Origin of the sequence: Vibrio sp. 10N.286.49.C3 (assembly GCF_041469545.1) — a bacterium.
GTDB classification, from domain to species: domain Bacteria; phylum Pseudomonadota; class Gammaproteobacteria; order Enterobacterales; family Vibrionaceae; genus Vibrio; species Vibrio tasmaniensis_A.
In genome coordinates this window covers 55,676-79,667 of sequence record NZ_JBFRKT010000021.1, presented here as the reverse complement: position 1 = coordinate 79,667, position 23,992 = coordinate 55,676, and the positions used below count along the sequence as shown (strand labels likewise).

General features: G+C 44.1%; 14 protein-coding genes. 5 read left to right on the top strand and 9 right to left on the bottom strand.

All coding sequences use genetic code 11. The features are described 5' to 3' along the window. Positions 1-78: 78 nt before the first annotated feature. Both AB4180_RS09360 and AB4180_RS09355 read left to right on the top strand, forming a co-directional pair. Positions 79-2,211 carry a GNAT family N-acetyltransferase gene (locus AB4180_RS09360; protein WP_102248754.1) on the top strand — a complete coding sequence of 711 codons (2,133 nt, stop codon included), beginning with the start codon at positions 79-81 and terminating at the stop codon, positions 2,209-2,211. A gap of 531 nt (positions 2,212-2,742) precedes the next feature. Beyond that, complete coding sequence (locus AB4180_RS09355) at positions 2,743-4,413, top strand: FapA family protein (RefSeq protein WP_102248753.1); 1,671 nt, start codon at positions 2,743-2,745, stop codon at positions 4,411-4,413. 148 nt (positions 4,414-4,561) lie between these two features. On the opposite strand, the gene AB4180_RS09350 is transcribed toward AB4180_RS09355, so the two are convergent. From AB4180_RS09350 to AB4180_RS09325, 6 genes are all read right to left on the bottom strand, one after another. Continuing rightward, positions 4,562-6,676, bottom strand: a complete 2,115-nt coding sequence (locus tag AB4180_RS09350; RefSeq protein WP_009846012.1) for a type I secretion system permease/ATPase — start codon at positions 6,674-6,676, stop codon at positions 4,562-4,564. 17 nt (positions 6,677-6,693) lie between these two features. After that, a complete protein-coding gene (locus tag AB4180_RS09345) occupies positions 6,694-8,604 on the bottom strand; it encodes a LapD/MoxY N-terminal periplasmic domain-containing protein (RefSeq protein WP_009846011.1) in 1,911 nt (636 codons plus the stop codon). A gap of 5 nt (positions 8,605-8,609) precedes the next feature. Next, positions 8,610-9,278 (bottom strand): transglutaminase-like cysteine peptidase, encoded by a 669-nt coding sequence (locus AB4180_RS09340; RefSeq protein WP_012600028.1) that lies wholly within the window; start codon positions 9,276-9,278, stop codon positions 8,610-8,612. A gap of 59 nt (positions 9,279-9,337) precedes the next feature. Then, complete coding sequence (locus AB4180_RS09335) at positions 9,338-10,729, bottom strand: HlyD family type I secretion periplasmic adaptor subunit (RefSeq protein WP_009846009.1); 1,392 nt, start codon at positions 10,727-10,729, stop codon at positions 9,338-9,340. Positions 10,730-10,841: 112 nt separating this feature from the next. Next, the gene (locus AB4180_RS09330) at positions 10,842-12,146 is read right to left on the bottom strand and encodes a sigma-54 dependent transcriptional regulator (RefSeq protein ID WP_102248830.1); all 1,305 of its coding nucleotides are present in this window, start codon (positions 12,144-12,146) and stop codon (positions 10,842-10,844) included. A gap of 100 nt (positions 12,147-12,246) precedes the next feature. After that, positions 12,247-14,145: an ATP-binding protein gene (locus tag AB4180_RS09325; RefSeq protein WP_372081830.1), complete on the bottom strand. Its 1,899-nt coding sequence runs from the start codon at positions 14,143-14,145 to the stop codon at positions 12,247-12,249. A gap of 190 nt (positions 14,146-14,335) precedes the next feature. Here AB4180_RS09325 and pdxH point away from each other — a divergent pair, with 190 nt between their 5' ends. Then, a complete protein-coding gene (gene pdxH, locus AB4180_RS09320; RefSeq protein ID WP_009846006.1) occupies positions 14,336-14,971 on the top strand; it encodes a pyridoxamine 5'-phosphate oxidase in 636 nt (211 codons plus the stop codon). 95 nt (positions 14,972-15,066) lie between these two features. On the opposite strand, the gene AB4180_RS09315 is transcribed toward pdxH, so the two are convergent. The 3 genes from AB4180_RS09315 to AB4180_RS09305 form a co-directional block, all read right to left on the bottom strand. Then, complete coding sequence (locus tag AB4180_RS09315; protein ID WP_102248751.1) at positions 15,067-15,849, bottom strand: helix-turn-helix transcriptional regulator; 783 nt, start codon at positions 15,847-15,849, stop codon at positions 15,067-15,069. Between the two features lie 377 nt (positions 15,850-16,226). Further along, on the bottom strand, positions 16,227-18,056 hold the full coding sequence (locus AB4180_RS09310) for a formylglycine-generating enzyme family protein (RefSeq protein WP_009846004.1): 1,830 nt from the start codon (positions 18,054-18,056) through the stop codon (positions 16,227-16,229). 157 nt (positions 18,057-18,213) lie between these two features. Further along, on the bottom strand, positions 18,214-19,323 hold the full coding sequence (locus AB4180_RS09305; RefSeq protein WP_009846003.1) for a PEGA domain-containing protein: 1,110 nt from the start codon (positions 19,321-19,323) through the stop codon (positions 18,214-18,216). A gap of 498 nt (positions 19,324-19,821) precedes the next feature. Between AB4180_RS09305 and AB4180_RS09300 the strand changes: the two genes are divergently transcribed. Further along, positions 19,822-20,646 (top strand): AraC family transcriptional regulator, encoded by an 825-nt coding sequence (locus tag AB4180_RS09300; RefSeq protein ID WP_012600035.1) that lies wholly within the window; start codon positions 19,822-19,824, stop codon positions 20,644-20,646. Positions 20,647-20,827: 181 nt separating this feature from the next. Then, positions 20,828-23,983 carry a bifunctional proline dehydrogenase/L-glutamate gamma-semialdehyde dehydrogenase PutA gene (gene putA, locus AB4180_RS09295; RefSeq protein WP_102248750.1) on the top strand — a complete coding sequence of 1,052 codons (3,156 nt, stop codon included), beginning with the start codon at positions 20,828-20,830 and terminating at the stop codon, positions 23,981-23,983. Positions 23,984-23,992 lie beyond the last annotated feature (9 nt).

Here is a 23,992-nt window from a genome sequence, read left to right as displayed (position 1 = left end):
TTACTCCTCTAAAGCCGCTTTATGCGGCTTTTTATTTGGCTGTGATAAACTGTGTTTAGATGAATCTGGACGCTAACTATGACAAACCCAACCAATACTTTTCTGCATACACTTTCTAATATTGCCCAACACAATGGTCACCGTTACGGTGTGGTCTTTGATGGCGACTTTGATTGGCAAAACTCTGCTGTTTTAACCTTCCTTGAAAATTCGTACACTCCGAGCATCTTCCAGATTGGTGGAACTCCGTTTGAAGGAGTGATTCATGCTCCAGTCAAAAAAGGCCAACAATTGCTTGGTCGTGAGTCCCAAGTTCTTGTTTGTGATTTTAGAGAGCAGTTTGATGCGAATGGTTTTAGCGCTGCACTAGGTTCGTTAATCGGTGGTGGGCTGTTGTTGGTGTTGCCGCCAAAAGTTGATGACTCTGAAGATAACGAGAGCTTTGGCCAACGTTGGTTAAAGGAGAGTTTCAATAAGCTCATTTCGGTTTCACAACACAACGAAACAGACGATGTTGTTCAAGCGACTAAAGCACTTCCTCTCAAGCAAGACTTTGAAAACAGTTTGGACAAATTCGAACAGCAAAATCTGGCTGTTGAGTTGGTTAAAAAAGTGGTGTCTGGGCATCGTAAACGACCTTTAGTTCTCACGGCAGATAGAGGACGTGGTAAAAGCTCTACATTGGGTATTGCCGCTGCTCAGCTTTTGGTTGAGCGTCATGGATTAAATATCATCGTGACAGCGCCTTCAGTGAAAGCAATCGAGCCTGTATTTTCCCACGCGAGTCAAAGCCTAGAAGACTGTGAAGTGCTCAACGCAACTTACATTTGCTATCAAAGCGGAAGTTTAAGATTCGTAGCACCAGATGAATTACTTAAGTCTAAGCCTGATTGTGATTTGCTATTAGTCGATGAAGCGGCTGCAATTCCAATCCCGATGCTCAAATCTATGGTTGGCATTTATCATCGTATGGTTTTTTCAACCACCGTTCACGGATACGAGGGGAGTGGGAGAGGGTTTGGACTTAAGTTCGAGTCTTGGCTTTCAGAGCATCGCCCGGGGTGGAAAGGTTTTAAGCTCGATCAGCCCATTCGTTGGAATCGCAATGATCCACTAGAGCGTTGGTTGTTTGATTGCTTCTTGCTTGGTAACGACGCGTCGCTAAGTGACTCGGTGATTCATGAGTTAGATAGCTTTTCTGATCTGGCAATCAACCAACTGAGCTTGGTCGAGTTATCAAAGGCAGAATGCTTGGCGAACCCGGAGCCGCTACAGCAATGCTTTTCTCTTCTTGTTGACGCTCATTATCAAACGTCACCAAACGATCTAATGCAGTTTCTCAACAATCCAGCAATCCGTTTGTACGCTGCTTGGCAGAAAAACGAATGTTTAGGTTGTATGTTGGTAACTGAAGAAGGTGGGTTGGATAGCGATCTGATTGCTCAGATTCAACTTGGAAAACGAAGACCTCAAGGTCACCTAGCTCCAGTGTTACTCGCAAACCAACTGGGTTGTACGCAAGCGGCGCTCAGTCGTTGCCTTCGAGTTATGCGTATTGCCGTTTCAACACGTCATCAAGGTTCGGGGATTGGTCGTTGGATGTTGGGGCAGTTGTCAAAGCAAACTAATCAGGCGGATTACTTAGCAACGAGCTTTGGCGCGACCAGTGAATTGATTTCATTCTGGCGCGATAACGATTTTGTACCTGTGCACATTGGCCACCAGCGCGATCAAGCAAGCGGCTGTCACTCGGTATTGATGGTTAAGCCACTTAATAAAAGCGCACAGAATTGGGTCTACAATCTGATAAGTCACTTTGAACGTAGTTTCTGTTTTCTCACTTCTGGTTCTTTGGCTTCTCTCGAGGTTGATATGGTGCGCGCATTATTACCAAGGCAAGCGGAATCTATGGCAGAGTCTGAAATCCAACTCCTCAGGAATTATGTCGATGGTGGTAATAGTTACGACAGCATTGGTTTCAGTGTCCTGAATTTGATTCTACAAAGTAATGGTCATCAAGCGCACATAACTGAATCTGACGCTATAATCGATACAGGTTTCGTTGTTTCAGACTTACTTATCGCGAAAGTCGTGCAGCAGAAAGAGTGGGGGACTTGTGTCGAACAGTTTAATTTAGTCGGACGAAAACAAGCTGAGCTACAGTTTAGGAAAGATGTCGGTACTCTACTATTAAATTTACACTGTAAATAAGTAGGTCAACGATCGTCACTAAATTTGGAACGACAGAGCATATGTCGAGCTGTTAATTAGATTTACAGTGTAAATTAGAAGGCCGGATTTACACTGTAAACTGAACCGCGGTATGTAATGACCTATGTGATTTCAATTATCCAATCTTTATGCAATTTCTCAATTTGTTGAACATGTCCATCATGGCGCTCATTTCCTATCTCAATTCTACCAATCTAATTATCGCCGTTGTTTGGAAGGTATAATTTCATATTCTCACATCAATTCATCCCGAATCGTTTGGTGATGAAGATCCGTCGCTGTATTGCGATCTTATGCTCGTACCCAAGACTCATAGTTTGAAAAAATCGTGAAAGAATCTTTTTTGTAAAGGTGAAGAAGAGATTAGAATCGGTCAGTCTTATTTATGAGTCCCTTTGCAACATCGAAAGTAAGTGATGTGACGCTGATTATTCTACTGTAGTGATTCTAAGCACAGAGCGAATTATATAGACTGCATAACAACAGAGTTATTAAGGGTACACAATTCGAATGTGGGATAGCATCGTTACATTGTCGGAAGATAGGAAGCAAGTGATGGCATGTCTGCCGTCTGGGTTTGTGGTCAACGCAAGCTTTGACAATAAGACATTACCAACAACCTTAGAAGCTTTGAACGCATCAAACTATTTTATTTTCGAAGAAGAGATACTGCGTTTTGTCACTCTTGCTAAAGAAGGTAAGGGAGAAGCTTATCAAGGAATATTAATTGCTGAAGTTCGTAATTCCAGTGTTACGGTTGAACTGTCTGATGATGAGATGCTCGCAAGTCTTGTTGTAACTGGGGCATATAATGGGCAGGCATTACGTGGCAGCGATATCATTCATTGCTTGGCTCAGGCTCACATAACGAAAGGAATTAATAAGCTAGCACTTAGAAAAGTATTGATGATGAGCAGCAAGCTAAAGCCGGGTGAAAAATTTACTCAGCCCGTTGCCAAAGGTTCTCCAGCTGTGAAGGGTAAAGATGCTAAGTTTTCAGCATTGGTTGAAGATATTACTCATCAAGTATTAAAGCCTCGCAGTAAAGACGCCGGTAAGATCGATATGCGAGATCTCGGCGAAACCATTACCGTTGGTCAGAATGACCCGCTAATGAAACGAACTCCTGCCACCAAGGGTATTGCGGGCTTTACCGTCCAAGGTCGAATTATCCCACCCCTTCCGGGCCAAGACAGTTTGATTAAGCCAGGAAAAGGCACCCACATTTCCCCTGACGACCCTAATTTATTACTTTCTTCATCCTCTGGTCTGCCCATTATTAAAGAGCGAAGTATCGAAGTGGATGACGCCTTATGTGTTAGCAATGTCGACGTATCTACTGGGCACGTTAAATTCAAAGGTAATGTGTTTGTCTCTGGGAATATAGAACCTGGAATGATAGTGAAGGCGACCGGAAGCATTACTGTTGGTGGCTTTATTGAATCTGCAGAAGTTCAGGCTCAGGGGGATATAAAAGTCGCGAAAGGAATCATTGGTCATACGACCAAAGAGGATGAGCCAAAAAGTTGTAAGGTACTTAGCAAAGGCTCTATCACAGCAAGCTACGCACAGAATACTGAACTGCAAACCAGCAATGACATTCTACTCAATCTACATAGCATGAGTAACGACATTCGTTGTGGCAACAACCTCATTGTGATGGATACCTTTAAGAAGCATGGCACACTTAGTGGCGGTGAAGCTAAAGTCGGCGGTAAAGTGGAATGTGTTTTCTTAGGCGTTGAAGGGGATACTGCAACTAAGGTTCATGGTTTTGCTCGCTTCGAGGGATATCAAAAAAAGATAGCTCAACTGAAGGAGATTTATAAGCACGCTCAAGAACAAACCATGGACGTCATCCGTCAAGAACTCGAATTTAAGAAGCGACCAAAAGCGGAAAGAAGCGAAGAGCAAGCGTTGGAGATTGAGCAGCAACGAGAAAAAAACAATCAAGCGATAGAGAAGACTAAATCGCAGTTGGATACACTCGAAGCTGAATTTGAAACAAACCTTGCCGAGTGCACAGTAGAGGCGCACGAGAAAGTGTACACCCGTGTATCTGTTTTGTTTGGTGATGAGATGGTGACGACTAAGCGAACGCACGGCGGCAGTGTTTTCTCGTTCAATCAATATGAAATTCAATGTTCTTTCAAAATGGAGAAAGAAGATATCTCATTGTAATTGAGCGACTCTGAAATTGCCCAATACTGAATAGAGCGGTTCGAGCAGTTTTCTGCTCATTAGACCAAATAAGAAAGGGGGAGCTGATGCTCCCCCTTTGCTTTTGCTGATATTGACTTAGTTCGATTCTTTAAGTCACATGAGCGCTTTAACTTGCCGCTTTTACCTTTCCTTGCTTCAAGTCTGACAGAACTTGTGATTTTGGTCCGTCGGCAATAATGCTGCCTTTCTCCATCACAATCACTCTATCCACGATATCCAACATCGACGTTTTGTGGGTGATAAGAATCAAAGTCTCACTAGGTAACAGCTGGCTCAGCTGATGCTTAATGTGCATCTCTGAACGGTTATCCATAGCGCTGGTAGGTTCGTCCATCAATAATACAGGAGGGCGCCCTAGGAAGGCTCTAGCTATGGCTATCGACTGACGTTGACCTCCTGAGAGTAAACCACCACCTTCACCGACTTGGCGTTCTAAGCCTGCGGGATCTTGCTGAGTAAAAGCGGTAACACCTGCACGGTTGGCTGCATCCATGACATCACGATCGTCAACCAACGGGCGTCCCAAGGTAATGTTGTCTCTTACCGTGCCATAGAATAGATTACTGTCCTGCGGCACACAGCCTATATTGCGTCGTACGTCGACATGGTGAAGTTGTTCCATATCGGTATCATCAATGCGAACATGACCTTCTGTGGGCTTGTACAGGCCCATAATCAGGCGTTCAAGTGTGCTTTTACCTGAACCAATTCGCCCAATAATCGCGACCTTTTCACCTGGACTAATATTAAGAGTCAGGTCTCTTATAGAAGCGATTGGCGAATCAGGGTAATGGAATGTTACTTTATCAAGCGCGATATGCCCTTGAATAATAGGGCGGTGGATGTATCGCTTACCTTCCTCTTGCTCACTGGGCATCGACATGACTTGTTCAATCAAGGTCATTGATGACTTCGCTTGGTTATAACGCGTAGAAAGCAATGATAATTGGACAAGAGGACCAATTGCTCTACCACTCAACATAGTAGCGGCAATCAAGCCACCCATTGTAAGAGTGCCTTCTGCCATTAGGTACACACCAAAAATGATCATCCCCACATTGGTACTTTGTTGAACAAAGCCTGCTGTATTTTGGATGCTATCGGTAATACGACGACTTTTGATGTTCCAGTTTGCCATGTGCGCAACAGCTTCTTCCCAGCGGAATTGGAATTGGCTTTGAGCGCTGAATAGCTTAACGGTTTCTAGCCCCGCTAAACTCTCAATTAAGTTTGCGTACTTCTGAGAAGCAAGGCGAGAGCCTTCTTCAATGGTACGACGCAGCGGGCCTTGTATTAACAACGCATAGATGATCAGTATCACCACGCCAACGACAGGAACAAACACAAGGTTGCCAGCCATTAACCAAATTAACGCCAGGAACATAAGAGCGAATGGCAAATCGATTAATGAGCCTATTGTTGCCGAAGTAAAGAACTCACGGATTGACTCGAATTCTTGCAGGTTTTTAGCAAAAGCACCGACAGAAGCAGGCTTCGCTTCCATACGAATCCCGAGCACCTTACTGAACAACTTAGATGAAATCAGGATATCGGATTTCTTACCCGCAACGTCAATAAAGTAGCTTCGCATTAACTTTAAAAGCAAGTCAAAGAGGAAGACGACAAAAATACCACTCGCGAGTACCCATAGCGTCTCAAACGCAAGGTTTGGCACCACTTTGTCGTACACCAAACGAGTAAACATTGGAGCTGCAATAGCGAAAAGGTTGATTAGAATTGATGCGATCAGCACATCTCGATAGATTTTTTTAGATTGCCAAATTGTGCTCCAAAACCAGTGACCTTCGCGCGTTTTTAAAATTTCTGGCGAGCGTTCATCATAACGGAATTGTTTTTTTACTAAGAAGTAACGGCCGATGAATTGCTCTTTTAACTCTTCTATTGGGATGACGATTGGCATCATCCCACTTTCCGTTGTTATGATTTCAGCTTCTTGCTTCTCAATATCGATACTATTAAGAACGCAAGCCTCACCTTGCTTGAGTAACAATACGGCTGGCAGAATTAAGTGAGGGATGTTTTCTAGATCGGAACGGTTTTCTTTGGCCACTAACCCCGCACGCTCTGCAGAGCGAGGGAATAGGAAAGGGGTTAGCTTTCCATCTGAGAGTGGTAGCCCATTGATCAACGCTTCGGGCGAGTTAGCTAACCCGTAATACCGACTAACGTAGATCAGTGAGTTTAATAGTGGATCTTGCATGCGATATAACCTTACAACTATTTATCAACAATGAAGCCTTGGAACACTTCTACGTAGTTATCAGACAAAATATCTAACTGAGTCTGAGTTTCAATTCGTGACGCAATAGTCGTCACACCAAGGTTATGAGCCGTTCTTGAGATAGACGTTAACGTAAATTTCTGTTTTTCGTCATCAAGGTTATGAGTAAATAGGTAATCCAGCTTCACATAGCTAGGGCGGTACTCGTTGATATAATCGAGCGATTGGAAGTTGCGTCCATAGTTATCAACACCAAACACCGCATCAGCGTTGCGAATGGTGTTACACAATAGTGCTGTGTAGTGAGGAACATTGACGAAACAGTTTTCTGGAATTTCAAAATGCAACAGATGAGCGATTGACGCATTTTTCTCAAGAGACTTTCCGATCCAACGGATGAAGCTTGGCTGAGAAATACTGCTTGGCGAGATATTGATAGCAACGGGGCTAGTAAGCTCTTTTGCATTCAGTTTATCAATCATCTTCTCGATAACGTATTGATCGAGGATGTGGCTCATTTCAAGCTGTTCTAATGCGTATAAGTATTGGTTGGCACCGTAACGAACCCCCTCTTTCTCAATCGCAGAGAACACTTCTTGGTGATAGGTTTTGCCAAAACTATTATTTGCAGCTTGGAAGCGGAAAGTTACTAGGTCATTGATGATTGCTTCTTCGACCAACATGCGCCATTGCTGTTTACCCATTACAGCGCCATGGTCGTCAGCAGTTACGTAACCGTAAGCGAGCTCACGGTTCGCTTTCGCGCTAGACAGTGCGTTATCGACCAAAGACATGATTTCAGTACTGGTTTTACGTTTCTTGCTGTATGTCACACCGAGAGCTATGTGTGGATTTGCCATACCTGTTGGATCTGAACCTAGATTTTGAATGCAGTTTACGATGCTGCTCGCGACGAGTTTCAGTTCATTTTCATCAATGTTCGGCATAATGAAGCCAAACTCATCACTAGAAATACGAGCGATAGTAATATCTGGAGATGAAATAGAAGCCTGTAGCTGTTCAGCTAATTGGTGAACTAAGGCATCGCCTTCTTGATAGCCTTTGTCATCATATTCTTCACTAATAAATTCGGCTTTTAGCACCGCCAGACCACCTAAACTAGACTCTTCTAACCACTGAGTTAGTTGAGACATGTAGTAAGCACGGTTACCTAACTGAGATACAGGATCGATATACGCGCGTTCACGAAGTCGTTGCGCTTCTTGTGCTTGGCTCTTAAATGCAAGTTCAACTTGAGTCGACATGTGGTTAATACCATCGACGACTAAGATGAGGTCTTTTGTTTTAGGGCGAACCAGAGGCTCACCGAACTGATTTTTGGCGATTTGATCCATTTTTTTTATGATTAATGACAGCGGACGTAGTGCTCGTTGGAGTATCCATGAAATCGAGATCAAACCCAGTAAGAAAATCGCTCCAAAGAAGGTCACTAGCCGTGTAAATGCCTCCCAAAGCTGAGTATAGGCTGGGCCTGGGTGGCTCACTATCTCAACTTCAGCAAGTTGCATCCAACCACTAGTAATCACGCGGCGATCATGAATCGGTTTAAACAAATTCAGGTTGGTAAACCATTGTGGGACACCACTTGGTTTCACAGGGTATGAACGAAGAATATCATCTCCTGTGTCTAAAAAAATCAATCGTACGACAGAGTAAGAACTACCATCAAACAGTGCGTTGATAACAGACTCTACAGCCACTTGATCCTTTTCTTCGAGGTAAGGGGCGAGCGCCAGTCCAACAGTATTAATGGTATTATTTACTTCAGAGCGTTGCTGCTCTTCTAAGTAGTCACGGGTGGTATTGAATTCGATCATAAAAACTGAGGTCATCAGTAATATGAAAACCGCAACCATTCCGACCACAAGCTGTTTATATAAAGTCATTGTACCTACTCATCGTAATTGATAATGGGTTTGTTTAATTTTAGAGAGCGCTCACGCGAACGTAAGTCGTTCCATAAGCTCAATCTTGAAGATTTTCCTGATAACTTGCCGCTGCCTGCCGCCGACTTGATTAACCATAGGTTTTTACCATTGAAGCTGTATATCGGTCGTAGATCTCTGCGCTTGGAGCCGCGTTTTATTTCAGGGTTTAAGTTGTCTAAAATTAGTGGTTCTGCACTGGGTGTAGAGTAGTAAGCCAACACCATATGGAATTGGTTTAACTCAAGTGCTTTTACATACACTAATCGTAATTTCTTATCTGGGACGCCGAGTTCAAGTAAAGAGAAGTATTTTGCGATAGTGAAATCTTCACAGTCACCCGCGTTACTGCCCAAAAATTCCAGCGGTGTCGCCCAGTAGTCATTCTTTCCCCAAAGTATACTGTCATCGACAAAGTACATTTGGTTGAAGAACCGATTTACCGAATCGAGTTTCTCTTTTTCACTTAACCCTGCGTACGACGTCATATTTGAGCGCCATGTCGACACTCGCTTCCCTGCTCTTTCTCCGTAGGTTACAGAGACTGCGTCGATCCACCTTTGGTCACTCTTGTTCAGTGCCCCGGAAGTAAAAGAGGTAAGGAACAGTAGCAATAACGAAAACCGAGACTTCATTGCTGCTGCTCTTGTTTTTTCACTGCACGTAGGAAGACGTTATCAAGCATTAACCGTCCTTACTCTTTTAGTGCATTGTTTTGAGCACTCAAAATTGGCTTCAACATATATTCAAGCACGGTTCTTTTGCCGGTGATGATATCGACAGAAGCGGTCATACCAGGAATGATAGGCAGCTCTTCATTAGCCCCAAAGCTGTACTTCTCGGTACGAACACGCACGATGTAAAAACTATTGCCTTCTTCATCTTGAGTGGTGTCAGCACTGATGTGTTCTAACACACCCACTAAACCACCATATTTAGTAAAGTCATAGGCACTGAATTTAACCACAGCGCTCAATTCTGGACGGAGGAATGCGATATCTTGTGGAGCAATTTTCGCCTCAACTAATAGGGAATCTTCAGTTGGTACAATCTCAACAATGTCCATACCCGGCTGGATAACACCGCCTACGGTATTAATACCAAGCGTTTTGACGGTTCCTGTTACTGGAGAAACTACTACAGTTCGATTAACTCTGTCTTCAAGGCCAACCGCTGATTCCGTCATTGCAGAGAGCTTATCTTGTGCTTGGTTTAGCTTCTCTTGTTGTTCTGATCGGAAGTTCAATGCAGCATCGATACGACTGAGCATCGCTTCTTTGATTGCTGAACGTAGAAGAGGGATTTTGAGTTCGCTAGAGGTCATTTCTCGGCGAGTGTCGTTAACTTGTCTTTGCAGCTTGAGCAGTTCAATTTTTGGCACCACCCCTTCATCAGCAAGAGGCTTGGTAATATCCAGCTCTTGGCGGGCAAAGTTGTAACTCTGTCTTAAATTCTGAACACGCGCTTTTATTTCAACTAGGTCTTGTTGCTTCTGTCCAACCTGTTGATCAAAAACGGAAAGTTGGTTCTTCAGGTTATTCAGATCTTGACGATATTCTGCTTTTTGGCGATTAACCAATTTGGGGTGAAGGTCGTAGAATAGTGGTGGGAAGGCGAGTTTACCATAATCGAGTAAGACACTTTTTTTCCACTCTTTTACTGAGAATTCTTCATTGATAACCACACTGGTCAGTGAGGCGGACAGCATGAGTACATTAGCCGTTAAGTTCGCAACTTGTTGCTCACGTTCACGAAAGTCAGAGCGGAATCGAGTGTCATCTATTAATAGTAATTGTTGCCCTTTTTGAACTCGTTGCCCTTCTTTGACTAAAATTTCTTTAACCAAACCACCTTCAAGGTTTTGCACCACCTGAATCTGAGAGGAAGGGATCACCTTGCCTTGGCCAACAGTCACTTTGTCGATTTCAGCCCAAGCAGACCAACCAATAGCAGCGACAAAAAACAGAACGATAACCCACAACATAATACGCGCACTGGTGGGCGTATTGAGGAGCAGTGCCGCTGTTTTGTCATCGACATACTCAAGTTCGGTCTCATTCAATTTGCTGAAATTTTTCTGACTCATAACAGTCCTTGTTCGCTAAATAAAAGTGCAAGCTTTGTGAGTGTATTCTTACTTTTGATAAATGTTAAGGCTTTGCTCCTTTAAATCTTTGAATTTATATATTTTTTAACTCTTATTGTTTTTTGAAATCTGTTTTATCAAGTTGGTGCTTTCTCAGCTTGTCATAAAGCGTTTTTCGCGATACTTGCAGCTCTTGCTGTACCTCTTTTAAGCGCCCTTGATGACGATGTAGTGCCTCTATCAAGAGGATTTGCTCAAAGCTATCGGTTCGTTGGCTTAATGACAGTTGTTGCTCTTCAGTCTTTAGATCGATGTGGTCTTTGTCGCTTTGCTCTTGATTATGATTAGGCTCTGATTCAAGCGATGCCAGCTTGGGTTTAGTCAACACTCTGAGCTCTGCATGTTGGCGAAGCTGTCGAATATTTTCACTCCAGTGAGTGGCGATCAATCGTTGAACCTCTTTTTCTGTAATCACCGGAGGGGGTAACTGATATCGACTTGCCGCACCACGAGCAAAATGTTTAAACAAAGAACCAATATCTTCTGTTCGTTGCGCTAGCGGTAGCAAATCAAATCGACGGAACTCACTTACCATTGTAGTAGGAAGTATTGTGGTTGCTAAAATGATATAAGTTGCACTGGTCTTGCATGAGTTTTCACGAAGTAGAGTGGGTTTTAGGTTCGCTAGCCACTGCCATTGGTCTTGAGTTAATGCTTCTGTTTCATGGATATAAAGTGTCCCACCCTGATGTTTCAAGAACAGTTGCAAAACAAACTGATGGAATGTCGCTTCGTCACTGCGTGGCAAATTAAACGCAGCAACAGGGCAAAGCTCTGCGGCTTGATGGCTGTGAAGATCGTGCGTGTACTGCGCCGTGACCCTTTTACCCGTTCCTAAATCGCCGACGAACAGTAGAAGTGGGTTAGTTTTGGTATCTAGAGAGATCAGTTCTCGGCGTAATGTCTGCATTGATGGCGATTGACCAATCAACTTTGGACCCACCTGATTCTGTACCGCCAACTCTTTACGTAATAGATTATTCTCTTCAACCAGTGCCAGCTTATCCGATGCTTTTTTTACTGCGGTCAGCAGGGCATCGACCACAAACGGTTTTTCCAAAAAATCATAAGCGCCAGCTTTCATTGCGGATACGGCTGTTTGCACATCCCCATGGCCTGTCAGTACGATGACCTGAAAATGAGGGTTTTGATTCAGCAGCTTTTGTGTCAATTGAATACCATCCATCACTGGCATGTGAATATCGGTAATGACAATCCCAGCTTGCGTCACATCTATTCTCTTTAGTGCCTCAATGGCATTGGGGAAGCAGGTAATATCGATGCCTTCAATGAGCATGGCTTGTTCTACGGAGTCTCGAATGGCGGGTTCATCATCGACAAAATAGAGTTTAGGCAGAGGGTGCAAAAGTCGAATCCTTAACAGTATGTGAGGTTAGCTATGTGTGAAATTAGCAGTATGTAAAATTCATTTTCTAATCAACGATAACAACGGCACGTTAGCCCTTATCGTTATATAACGGGATGTTTAGCGAGAATACCATGCCTGAAGGCTCTAATCGGTTGGCGCTGATCGTGCCGTGATAAGCTTCAATAATCCGTTTCGATATTGAAAGCCCTAGCCCTAAGCCTTCCGGTTTAGTGGTAAAAAATGGGTTGAACAGCTGTTCTAGCTTATCGTCCGGCATGCCAATTCCGTTGTCCCAAATGATCAGCTGACAAGAGTTATGATGCAGTTGCCATTCGATGCCTATCTGTGGGCTGGCCGGTTGGTCAACGTTTTCCAGGTTTTGTTGCTCCTGCAAGATTTTCTGTTCAAGAACTTGTTGTTGAAGCGCTTGGGTCGCGTTGTGAATTAGATTCACCAGTACTTGCTCGAGTTCGGTTGGATGAATTGCAATATTAATGTGATTTGGCACCGTGCTTAGTCTTAGTGTAATGCCTTGCTTGATCATCAGCGCACTGAGAATACTGGTGGCGTTGTTGACCGCTTGGTGCAGGTTCGCGACATGATGTTCTTGTTTAGTGACCTTGCGAGTAAAGACTTTGAGTCGCGCTATGATGTCGGTAATGGTGTTGTTGAGGCCAATCATTTTCTCAAGATTGCTCTTCACTAAATCTGTCCGTTCCATTTCTAGCAGCTTTAAGCTGTTCTCGCTATAAGTTCGAAGTGCTGCAAGCGGTTGGTTGATTTCGTGGTTAATGCTGGCTGACAGCTCTCCGAGTACCGCTAATTTTGCTGTTTGGGTCAGCTCTTGTTCTGTCTGCTTCAGCTTTAACTGTGATGCTTGGTATTGAAAAATGGTTTGCTGAAGTTGTTGATTGGATTTCTTCAAATAGTGAGTACGTTTATCAACGGTTTGTTCTAGGTTTTGGTTGAGCCGGGTTAGCGCCACTTTCGCGACGTAAGTCTGTCGCCACGACCACGCGATGAGCATCACCAAGCTGTAAATCACCACGAAGATGACATCGATCTGCAGCACTTTAATAAGCTCTGCTTCGGCCTTTTTTAATGCGACAACTTGGTACTGATTGTTACTGAAGGTTGCGGGGTAAAGATTGAACGGCCCAAGTTTAAACAATCGGTTTGCCGTGAGTTCTCTTTGTACTCGATTTGGTTGAATGTTGTTGGGCTGATTGGCGTCGTTAACTTGTGGTTGATAGTTGGAAGAGCGAAAAGCTTCTATGATCGAAATTTCGCTTTGACCGTATTGGCGCTGCAGGGCGATATCGGTTTGTTGCTTCTGGCTTAATGGCAACAACGAGTGATAAAGCCACTGAGTTTGGCTGGAGAGAAAAACCACTTGGTTAGAGTCGAGTACCACAATCTCAAAATCATCGCTGGTTAGGATGTTTTCAAGGTTCTCTAGACTCACTTTGACGGTGATAACCCCAACAATGTCATTCTCTATATACAGGGGCGAAGACAAAAAGTAACCGCGTACGTTGGAGCGAGCACCCAGTGCGACATAGTGTGTGCTGTTACCTTCAATCGCGGACGCAAAATAAGGACGAAACGAGAAGTTCTCACCCACGAAAGTACCTAGCTTCTGGTAATTACTGGAAGCGACCACAGTACCGCTCGGGTCATGAATATAGATGGTGTCAGCTTGGCTTTGATTAGACCATTCAAATAGCAATTGATTGAGCTGCGCCGCGGAAATCTTGTCTGTTTGTGGTGATGAGTCAAAATAAGAGAGCAGACGTGGGTCATGGCTGAGCAAATCAGGGATCTGTTTGAATTTATCCAGTTCAGAGTCGATTTGTAGGTTCGCTTTATTGGCTGCTTCGTTGAGCTTTTGAGTGACCACTTTTTCTTGAAATTGTACTGCCAAAAAATGAGTTGCGCTCAGCCCAATAGCCCCCAATAACAATGAGAATAAAACGAAGGGAGTCATTATGTTAAGCAGTATCTTAGTCACTAGGGTCTCAGCATGTCATCGGTTTGTATAAAGATTATCAATATGATGGATAGAGTACCGAGATCTTGTTAACACAGAGCACCTTCTGTGAGACAAAACCATGGCTTAGACTTGTGTTTCAAAGGATTACAGCGCAAAATCAAAAAAAATTGAAAGGAGCAACCAAATGGAACTGACCGATATTCGTCGCGAATACGCTAAGGGTGGATTGAGACGTAAAGACTTAGCCGCAGACCCGATTGAGCAATTCAATCTATGGCTAGAGCAAGCTATTGAAGCTAAGTTGACGGACCCTACTGCCATGACAGTTGCTACGGTTGATGAAAATGGTCAGCCATTCCAGCGCATTGTTCTGCTAAAGAATGTTGATAAAGACGGCTTCGTTTTTTACACCAACTTAGGTAGCCGCAAAGCACACCAGCTAGAGCACAATAGCAAAATCAGTTTGCATTTCCCTTGGCACCCGCTTGAGCGACAAGTTCATATTACGGGCACGGCTGAAAAACTGACAGCGATGGAAAATATGAAGTACTTCTCGTCACGACCAAAAGAGAGCCAATTGGCCGCAATTGCAAGTAAGCAAAGTAGCCGTATCTCTGCTCGTGGGATTTTAGAAGGCAAATATCTAGAGCTTAAACAGAAGTTCGCGAAAGGAGAGATTCCTGTGCCTTCTTTCTGGGGGGGCTTCCGTGTGCGTGTGGATAGCATTGAGTTTTGGCAAGGTGGCGAGCACCGCTTGCATGACCGCTTCTTGTTCTCACGCCAAGATAGCCGTTGGGATATCGACCGCCTAGCACCTTAATTTGCTTAACTGCTTAACTGCTTAACTGATCCAAAAATACCGTTGATTAGACTTATCAACGGTATTTTTTTGTCTGCATCTCATCAAACCAATATCTAGTCACTGTGCAGAACAACGGAGATCTGCTTTTTAAGCAGGGTTTCTGGGATCATAGAGCCTAGCCCCGAGTCCAACGCATACTCAATCAACTGGCTTTTACTGCGCGCATCAAATTTCTGTTTCAACCTGGCGACATGCCCTTCGACCGTTTTGATTGAAATGTTCAACGTAGACGCGATGTACTGTGGTTTCTTGCCGAATAGCAGCAAGAACAGCACTTCTGATTCTCGCGAAGTCAGTCGTTTTTTGAGCTTTGATATGCGTGGCTTTGATCCTGCAATGGACACTTGATTGTCTTTAATGCAAGTCGCCTGACACACCCAATGGCCTACCTCTAAGATGGCTGTGTCGGTGAGTTCTTGACCATAAAAAATGGTGCCTTGAACTTCGCCATTCCCATCAAGCCAAGGGGTTTTAGTAAAAATATGGGCGTGCCAGCGTCCGTCTGGATAAGGGTGAATATCGAGGATTTTAAGAGTACTGCGTGTATCCATTACATGCTTGTCTTGAGCCCTGAAATCCTGCGCACATTCGGTTGTTTGACTAGGCATATCGAAATCGGTTAAGCCCGTACAAGTTTCGTTGGGTTTTAAGCCAATTAATTGGTTGTAAGCAAGGTTGGCATACACGAAGACAGAGTCAGTATCTTTGCAACCCCAGCAACCTGGAAGTTGTTCAAATAAAGAACGATGTATGGAGTTGAGGGGATCCGGCAAGGCTTTATCTCGTAAGAGGAAGTATTGCAATGATATCAGTTTCTTATAGCGCTGCAATGACAATTAGAAGTCGAGTTATGCATCAAAAATGGAGTGTGATCAATAGTTGAACGTCATGCTGTTTAAGTGCGCTTTTATTGATCGATGGCTAAACAAAAAGGATGAGAAAAAAGCAAAAAAAAAGCCAGCCTGAAGAAGGGCTGGCCAAAGACAAGATATACCTTGTCGACACGTAGAAGATTTCCAGTTTAATTTACGAGGGTCATGTAAATTAAACTGAGGTATCAGATAGATACCCAGAGTGACTTACTACTCTATCGACGAATTTACTCCTAGGCGAGATCGAATATAAGGAGGGAATTCCCCTATAAACACTGACTCAACCTGATACTAGGAGAATCTAAGGTAAATATTTGAGGGCTTTGAGTAATACCAAGAGCTTATAGCTCTCGTAATACTCGGAATCCTAAGTAGTTAGCGGCAGTAGAAGGCGAAACGTACAGTTCAGCAAACACTTTTGCCTCTTCAGGAGAGAAGCTCCACGCGCCCCCCTTAGCGATGCCTTTCTGGGTTGCAGTCCATTCCCAAACGTTACCTACCATGTCGTAGAAACCCGTTGGCGTTGGCAAGAATGATTTAACAGGAGAAGTACTGACGTTTGACCACTGTGTACCAGACCAACCAGTATTAGCTCTACCTGAACGGAATTTGTTGCCCCACCAGAAGCTGGTATCTTGACCCGCTCTTGCCGCCGCTTCCCACTCTTGTTGTGTTGGTAGGCGGTAAGTAAAGCCTGTTTTTTTAGATAACCAACGTGTGTACGCTTTCGCATCGCTTTGGCTGACGCATACAACGGGTGAGTTATCGACTTGCTTGAAACCAGGAGCTTTCCAGTCATTGTCTGACACAGTCGTGATTTCTGCATTCACGAAGGTATCACAAGTGTTCATCAGCTCTGCGTCTGTCTGGTAACCCGTATTTTTCACAAATGCTTTAAAATCTTGAACACGAGTTGGGGTTGCCGCTAATGCAAATGGCTGTTTGATCGTGACTTGCTCAGCGTTATTTTCACCGAGTAGGTAAGTCCCAGATCCAACCACAATCATTTCTGGACTTTGAGCACCATTGCCCATTGGGTCAGCAAACTTAGTCCCCACATTCAGTGAGTTCTGCTTCGCTTGTAATACTGCTCTTAGGTTGTGATCTCGGGCTATTTTCAGCTCTTGGTGGAAAGAAAGGTAACCTTCTTTCTCAATCGTAACCATGTGTTGCCCTGTAGGTAGCATCACTTCAACCGGTGTGCTGCCATAGTTCACACCATTGATAGAAACCTTGTCATTATATTGATTTGAACGAACCACCAAGTTAACCCAAGCAACTTCTTTCTGCTGATCATCGGCTTGCAGATCGCTCTGATCGAAACAGTTTGAGGATTGAATGCCAAGTAAGCGGCAAGGAGTGTTCTTATCTGGACGAGTTTCTAAATTCGCAGCAACCACTGCTCGGTAACGGTTATCTTCGGAGAAGCCAGATGATTTCACGCTGTGTTGTAGAACGTGAATATTCAAAGATGCAGACGCTAGGTGTTCTTTTACTATTTTTGATTCTGTCGCGTTGGATACAAGGCTATTTTGAAATTGTTTTACTGCTTTTTGAAGTGTCAAAGCCACCGTTTGGTCTGAACATTGAGCTAACGTCATGTCGCTGCTACAGCGGTTGGTAAAGCTAACAGTATGTTCTTGTGTTTGAGTGACCTCGCTTCTTAATCTCTCAGCTCTTGCTCTTAGTTTGTCTTGATTCAAATGGGCGATAGACATTTCTACAGCCGATTTTTCGGCTTTGATGGCCTCTAGTTCCATCACTAAGCTTTGAAGCTTTTGCTCTGAATCCGAAATCGTAAGCTTGTGCTCTTTTACCGATTTCCAGGCATCTTGAAAGCGGTTTTGAGCTGGTGAGATATCGAAATCTGGCTCATCAATCATGCGAGTGTAATCTTGCTCTAGGCTAGTTTTCGCCGTTGCGAGTTTTTGCTCTGATTGAGCTAATAACTTGGCTTGACGTGCCATTTGCTCTGCTTGGTTGTCGACTTGATTTTGTTTGTCCGCCATCTTCTTCTCGATAGCCGTTAAACTGGCATGTTCTTCGAAAAGAGAGCTTTCAATGTCGATGACTGATGACGTGATTGCTGGAGATGTCGCTTCAGCGAAAACAGCAGGCGTCATTAAGCATGGAGCAAGTGCAAATAATAGAGTAGGAAAACCTTGGCGCATGTTGGGCTACTTCAGTCGTAATTTAGGTTAATTGAATATTCTAACGAAAACGCCATTTCGTTTGAAGCTACTTTCTATAACTACAACAAGATGGCGAGTATTCATTCAGCTTTGTGAAATAGGCACGGCTATTTATATCAGGCTTAGCTTTATATATTTAGATTTCATTTTCTTTACTAGGAAGGAGTTTCACCCAAATAGTATCGCTGCCGTTGATAGTCACTGTGCGGTTGTATGACTCGTAACCTTCTTTTGAAATGGTTACTTGGTGACGACCGCTCGGTAGCGAAACCTCTAGGGGTGTGCTGCCGTATTTAATGCCGTTGATAGTTACTGAGTCATTGTACTGATCAGAACGTACCATCACGTTTGCCCACTGCTTGTCGCTCTTCTTTGTAACCTTAACGTCGCTGTCCGTTAAACAGTAGCGAGTTGAAACGTTCAATAAGTTACATGCTGCAATCGCTTCCGGTTTTGCTTGAAGTTGAGCTTGCATCTGCACAAAGTAAGAGTTGTTTCCAGAGAAACCGCTCTTGATTGCTTGGCTGTCTTGAACATGAATGTTCAATTGAACACCTTGTAAGTTTTGCTTCGCTAGCGTGCTTTCTGTGAGCTGTTCAAGTAATTTGCTCTTGAAGTTTTGTACTGCTTTCTGCTTCGTCAGGTGTTTACCTTGAGCAATACACTCACCCAGTGTCATTGTTGATGAACATGTGGTGGTGTAGCTCGTTTCAAGAACGGCACTTTCACGAAGTTCTGTTGCAATACGTTTAACGCGAGCTTCAACTTTTGATTCTTTCAAGTTAGCCAGCTCATTATTCAAACGAGCTTGCTTTTGCTTAATTTGAGAAAGGTAAATTTCGTTCTCATTCATCGCTTGCTGATTATCTAGCTGAGACGATTGATTCTCTTTAACCGCAGCCCAAGCATCTTGGTATCCTTTCTGAAAAGAAACCAGATCCGTTTCTGGATCGTCAAGTAAGCGACTGTATTGTTTGTCGAGTACAGATTTAGCTCGGTTACGTTTTGCCTTTAACTCTTCACCTTCACGTAACAACTTACTGTTCTGGTTTTGAAGTTGTTTTAAGGTCTCAGTTGCCGATACTTTGGTCGCTGAAATACGCTCAATATCTGAGTTTTTCTCTGTTAGCTTTGCATCGATAGCTGAAACGGGATCGACTTGATTCAGTTCTTCAGCTGATAACGATGCAGATACCCAAAGTGGGGATAGCGCAAGTAAAAGCGCTGAAATTCGAAAGTTAGTCATAGGTCCCTGCAACTTGTATATTTAAAATTGGCTCGTTAATAAAGTGTCTACTTCCTAGTTGTCAGTCACTAGTTATTAGCAATTAACACAGTACCCGTCTTTATACCGTTTTATTGCCCTCCAATCTACTCAAAAGCTAAGTTTCGGTACTTCGGATACACTTTTTACATATTTACACCGAAATAATTGAGCTATATAAGAAAATATTGTCGTTATGGTGTAGTCATTTGGTTTCCATTTGTGACTTGCTTTGACTTTTGGTGTTCAGATTTATTTGCTCTTGGAACAAGCAAGAGTGGCCTAAAGATTGGAAGGTTGACTTTACAAAGCCCGTAGTTTGGGCTCACTTGATCATACTTCCGGAGACATGATCACGTGGTTATCAATAATGATCTTTCTTTGAAGAAGAGAAAACATCTCTCATGATCATTTACAAATTCATCTTCTGCAGATTTCAGAGTATTATTCTTATCATGTCGACCTAAGTACTTTGCTGTCATGCCAAAACCTTTACCCTTTCCAAACCTAGACTTGTCTCCGCTAGGGCTTACAGGCCCCCGACCAGCGGAAATCATAACTTTGCCTTCGCATATGGACTGTCACGATCATCATTATTCGCAGGTGGTGATTGGTTTAAAAGGTCAGGCTGAATTTGAAGTGAGCGGTAAAGGTAATCTTGTCGGCCCAGGTCAAGGTTGTGTGGTAACGGCGAGCTCTGATCATGCTTTCGGTGGTGTGGTTGGCCAGTCGGACATCCTAGTACTCAATATGCCAGTGCCAACGGATGATGACCCTCTGATGCTAGAGAAGATCAATCAGTTAGAATCATCGAACGTCTACTTCCAATTAGACGCGCAAATTCAAAAGCTTATCCATATGTTGGTGCAAGAAATGCAGGCGAGTCCTAATGATCTGCTACTAAGCCGAGCCTGTAATGACACAGTGATCGCGCTGATGCAAAGACACATCTCGGCATTCGAAACCTCAATCAAAGATTCACGCTTTGATCTTGAAGCGTTGGATCGCTACATAGAACAGCATTTAGCAAATAAGATCTCCGTCGCGCAGCTTGCGGGTAGTGTGTTCTTGGGTGAAAGCCAGTTCCACATGCTATTCAAAGATCAAATGGGTATTACTCCGCATCAGTACGTGTTAGGTAAGCGTATCGACCGATCTCGTCGTTTAATCGAACAAGGTAACCTCAGCCTTGGTCAGGTCGCTGAACTGGCTGGTTTCTCCGGTCAATCTTCCTTTACTCACACCTTTTCACGCCTTCAAGGCATGTCACCATCTCAATACAAAAAGAAAATTTCTGTTAAATAGTGAAACAAAACGGCATATTATTTTAAAGTTTCATATGTGACCTTGTGTTTGTTTTGTTAATAAAGCGAGTTTTTAGCAAAAAACTCGGAGTTTTTGACAAGTAATCCTTATATACTCTAAATACACTGCAGCCATTGTAGAGATCCCGGGCTAATTCCGGGTGTGAGATTAAGGAAAACGCATGTTTACAGCTACTGATGTGTTAAAGCCAGAATTCAACGAGCAGTCGCTTGCTGATCTATGGTCGCTTATCTCACCATTATATATGGTGGATGAAACCCAATGGCTAGAGCAACTTCTGCCGCTAGCTACCCCTTCTGAGTCAGAAAAGCAGCAGATCACAGACAAAACGACATCATTGATCGAAGCTATCCGTGCGGATAAGACTTCTATCCAGATGATCGATGCATTGTTGCTTGAATACAGCTTAGATACTCAAGAGGGCATCTTGCTAATGTGTCTGGCGGAAGCCTTGATGCGTATTCCTGATTCAGCAACCGCTGATGCTCTGATTCGTGACAAACTAAGCGTTGCGGATTGGAAATCTCACCTAAAGAATTCAGACTCAGTATTTGTTAACGCATCCACTTGGGGATTAATGCTAACAGGCAAGGTGGTTGGACTTTCATCTAAAGAGCAGAGTGCAGGTCAAGCGGTTAACCGTTTAGTGAACAAGCTTTCTGAGCCGGTAATTCGCAAAGCGATGCACCAAGCAATGAAGGTGATGGGTCACCAATTTGTTCTTGGCCGCAGCATTGCTGAAGCGCAGAAGAACGGTAAGTCTATGCGTGATAAAGGTTTTACCTACTCATACGACATGCTAGGTGAAGCGGCACTGACTACTGCAGACGCAAACAAATACTTCAAAGATTACCTAATGGCGATTGAAGCCGTAGGTCGAGACAACTATGTTTCTCCAGAATCGAAGGTCTCTTCAAAATCGAGCCCTGCGCCATCGGTATCTATCAAGCTTTCTGCGCTTCACCCACGTTATGAAGTGGCGAATGAAGACCGCGTACTGACTGAACTTTGCGACACGTTGGAGCAGCTATTGCGCCGCGCAGTAGAGCTAGACGTTGCGATTACGATTGATGCGGAAGAAGCGGATCGCCTAGAGCTTTCTCTTAAATTATTCGAAAAACTGTACCGCACTGACCTTGTAAAAGGTTGGGGGAAATTTGGTCTGGTTATTCAAGCTTACTCAAAGCGTGCACTACCGGTTCTAGTATGGCTAAACCGCCTAGCGAAAGAGCAGGGTGATTTGATCCCGCTTCGCTTAGTTAAAGGTGCTTACTGGGACAGCGAAATCAAATGGTCGCAACAAGCTGGCTTTACTGATTATCCAGTTTACACACGTAAAGAAGCGACAGACGTAGCTTACCTTGCTTGTGCGCGTTACCTATTGAGCCCAAGTGTTCGCGGCAATATCTTCCCGCAGTTTGCGAGCCACAATGCTCATACGGTTTCTGCTATTGCCGTCATGACCGACCATAAAGACTTTGAATTCCAACGCTTACACGGCATGGGTGATTCTCTGTACAACCATGCGATGGAAGCTTACCAACAGTCGGTACGTATCTACGCACCAGTTGGTAGCCATAAAGATCTACTGCCATACCTAGTACGTCGCTTGCTAGAAAACGGCGCAAACAGCTCGTTTGTCCACCGTCTAGTTGATGCGCGTTGCCCTGTGGCAGAGCTGACTCAACACCCTGTCGATATGCTTCTGGCGTTCGATACATTGCACAACACTAAGATTCCTCTGCCTCCAGCGGTATTCCCTGAGCGTAAGAACTCTTACGGTGTGAATATTGATATTGAAAGCGAAGCGCATCAGTTTGAAGAGCAAGTCAAAGGCTTCTTAAACAATCAATGGACTGCGGGCCCAGTGATCAACGGTGAATCTCTTGCCGAAAGCATGATCAAGGCTGATCAGAACGTTGAGCAAGTGACGGCACCTTATGATCGTCGTATTAATGTGGGTCAGGTGGCTTTCGCTAACCTTGATCATGTTTCCGCAGCGATCACTGGCGCAGACGCAGCATTCGCTGATTGGAACGCAACTTCGGTTGAAACCAAAGCGGCTGCACTTGATAAGTTGGCTGACCTGATGGAAGACAACCTCGCTGAGCTGGTGGCGATTTGTCATCAAGAAGCGGGTAAGACAATTCACGATAGTGTTGATGAAGTACGTGAAGCAGTCGATTTCTGTCGTTACTACGCAAAACAAGCTGACAATCTACAAGGTTTCGAACTAAAAGGTTTTGATGGCCAAACACGAATCGCTTCTCGACAAGGTCGTGGTGTGTTCGTCTGTATCAGCCCTTGGAACTTCCCTCTAGCGATCTTCCTTGGCCAAATTACTGCAGCACTAGTGGCGGGTAATACGGTTGTGGCTAAGCCTGCCGAGCAAACAAGCTTGATTGCTGCTCGCGCGGTTGAACTGATGAATGAAGCGGGCTTCCCTGCTGGCACGATTCAGTTACTACCGGGTCGCGGTGCTGAGATCGGCAGTGCACTAACAAGCCATGATGCGATTGCGGGCGTTGCCTTTACTGGTTCTACACCAACGGCACAGCGTATCAATGTGTCATTAGCCACTCGTAATGCTAAGCCAGTTCCGTTTATTGCGGAGACAGGCGGCCAGAATGCGATGATCGTCGACAGTACTGCACTGCCTGAACAGGTAGTTCGTGATGTGATTCGTTCAGCATTCGCTTCAGCAGGTCAGCGTTGTTCTGCACTACGTGTGCTTTACATCCAAGAAGACATTGCAGACCGCGTGGTTGGATTGATTCACGGTGCAATGGACGAGCTGAGTGTTGGCATTCCACACCTTCATAAAACCGATGTTGGCCCTGTTATCGACCAAAACGCGAAACAGAAGCTAATGGCGCACTTAGAAAACATGACCAATACCCAGAAGAAGGTGGCTCAACTTTCTCTAGGTAGTGATTGTGAACATGGTGATTTTGTTCCACCAAGTGCTTTTGAAATTGATGACATCAGCTGCTTGAAAGAAGAACAGTTTGGCCCAGTGCTACACATTGTTCGCTTCAAAGCGAGTGAGCTAGCGCAAGTGGTAGACCAAATCAACCAAACGGGCTTTGGCTTAACCATGGGTATCCACAGCCGTAACGAGACAACTTATCGTTGGATCGAAAAACACGTTCGTGTGGGTAACTGCTACATTAACCGTGATCAAGTGGGCGCCGTTGTTGGTGTTCAACCATTTGGTGGTCAAGGTTTGTCAGGTACTGGCCCTAAAGCGGGTGGTCCTCACTACCTATACCGCTTTACTGATGTTCATTTCTCTCAATCACAAGACAAGGCATAAGGAGCATTA

Coding starts and splice junctions, on each gene's coding strand:
- AB4180_RS09310 (WP_009846004.1), bottom strand. CDS start 18,056: ATGCGCCAAGGTTTTCCTACTCTATTATTTGCACTTGCTCCATGCTTA.
- AB4180_RS09325 (WP_372081830.1), bottom strand. CDS start 14,145: ATGACTCCCTTCGTTTTATTCTCATTGTTATTGGGGGCTATTGGGCTG.
- AB4180_RS09335 (WP_009846009.1), bottom strand. CDS start 10,729: ATGAGTCAGAAAAATTTCAGCAAATTGAATGAGACCGAACTTGAGTAT.
- AB4180_RS09360 (WP_102248754.1), top strand. CDS start 79: ATGACAAACCCAACCAATACTTTTCTGCATACACTTTCTAATATTGCC.
- AB4180_RS09305 (WP_009846003.1), bottom strand. CDS start 19,323: ATGACTAACTTTCGAATTTCAGCGCTTTTACTTGCGCTATCCCCACTT.
- AB4180_RS09300 (WP_012600035.1), top strand. CDS start 19,822: ATGCCAAAACCTTTACCCTTTCCAAACCTAGACTTGTCTCCGCTAGGG.
- AB4180_RS09345 (WP_009846011.1), bottom strand. CDS start 8,604: ATGACTTTATATAAACAGCTTGTGGTCGGAATGGTTGCGGTTTTCATA.
- AB4180_RS09355 (WP_102248753.1), top strand. CDS start 2,743: ATGTGGGATAGCATCGTTACATTGTCGGAAGATAGGAAGCAAGTGATG.
- putA (WP_102248750.1), top strand. CDS start 20,828: ATGTTTACAGCTACTGATGTGTTAAAGCCAGAATTCAACGAGCAGTCG.
- AB4180_RS09340 (WP_012600028.1), bottom strand. CDS start 9,278: ATGAAGTCTCGGTTTTCGTTATTGCTACTGTTCCTTACCTCTTTTACT.
- pdxH (WP_009846006.1), top strand. CDS start 14,336: ATGGAACTGACCGATATTCGTCGCGAATACGCTAAGGGTGGATTGAGA.
- AB4180_RS09350 (WP_009846012.1), bottom strand. CDS start 6,676: ATGCAAGATCCACTATTAAACTCACTGATCTACGTTAGTCGGTATTAC.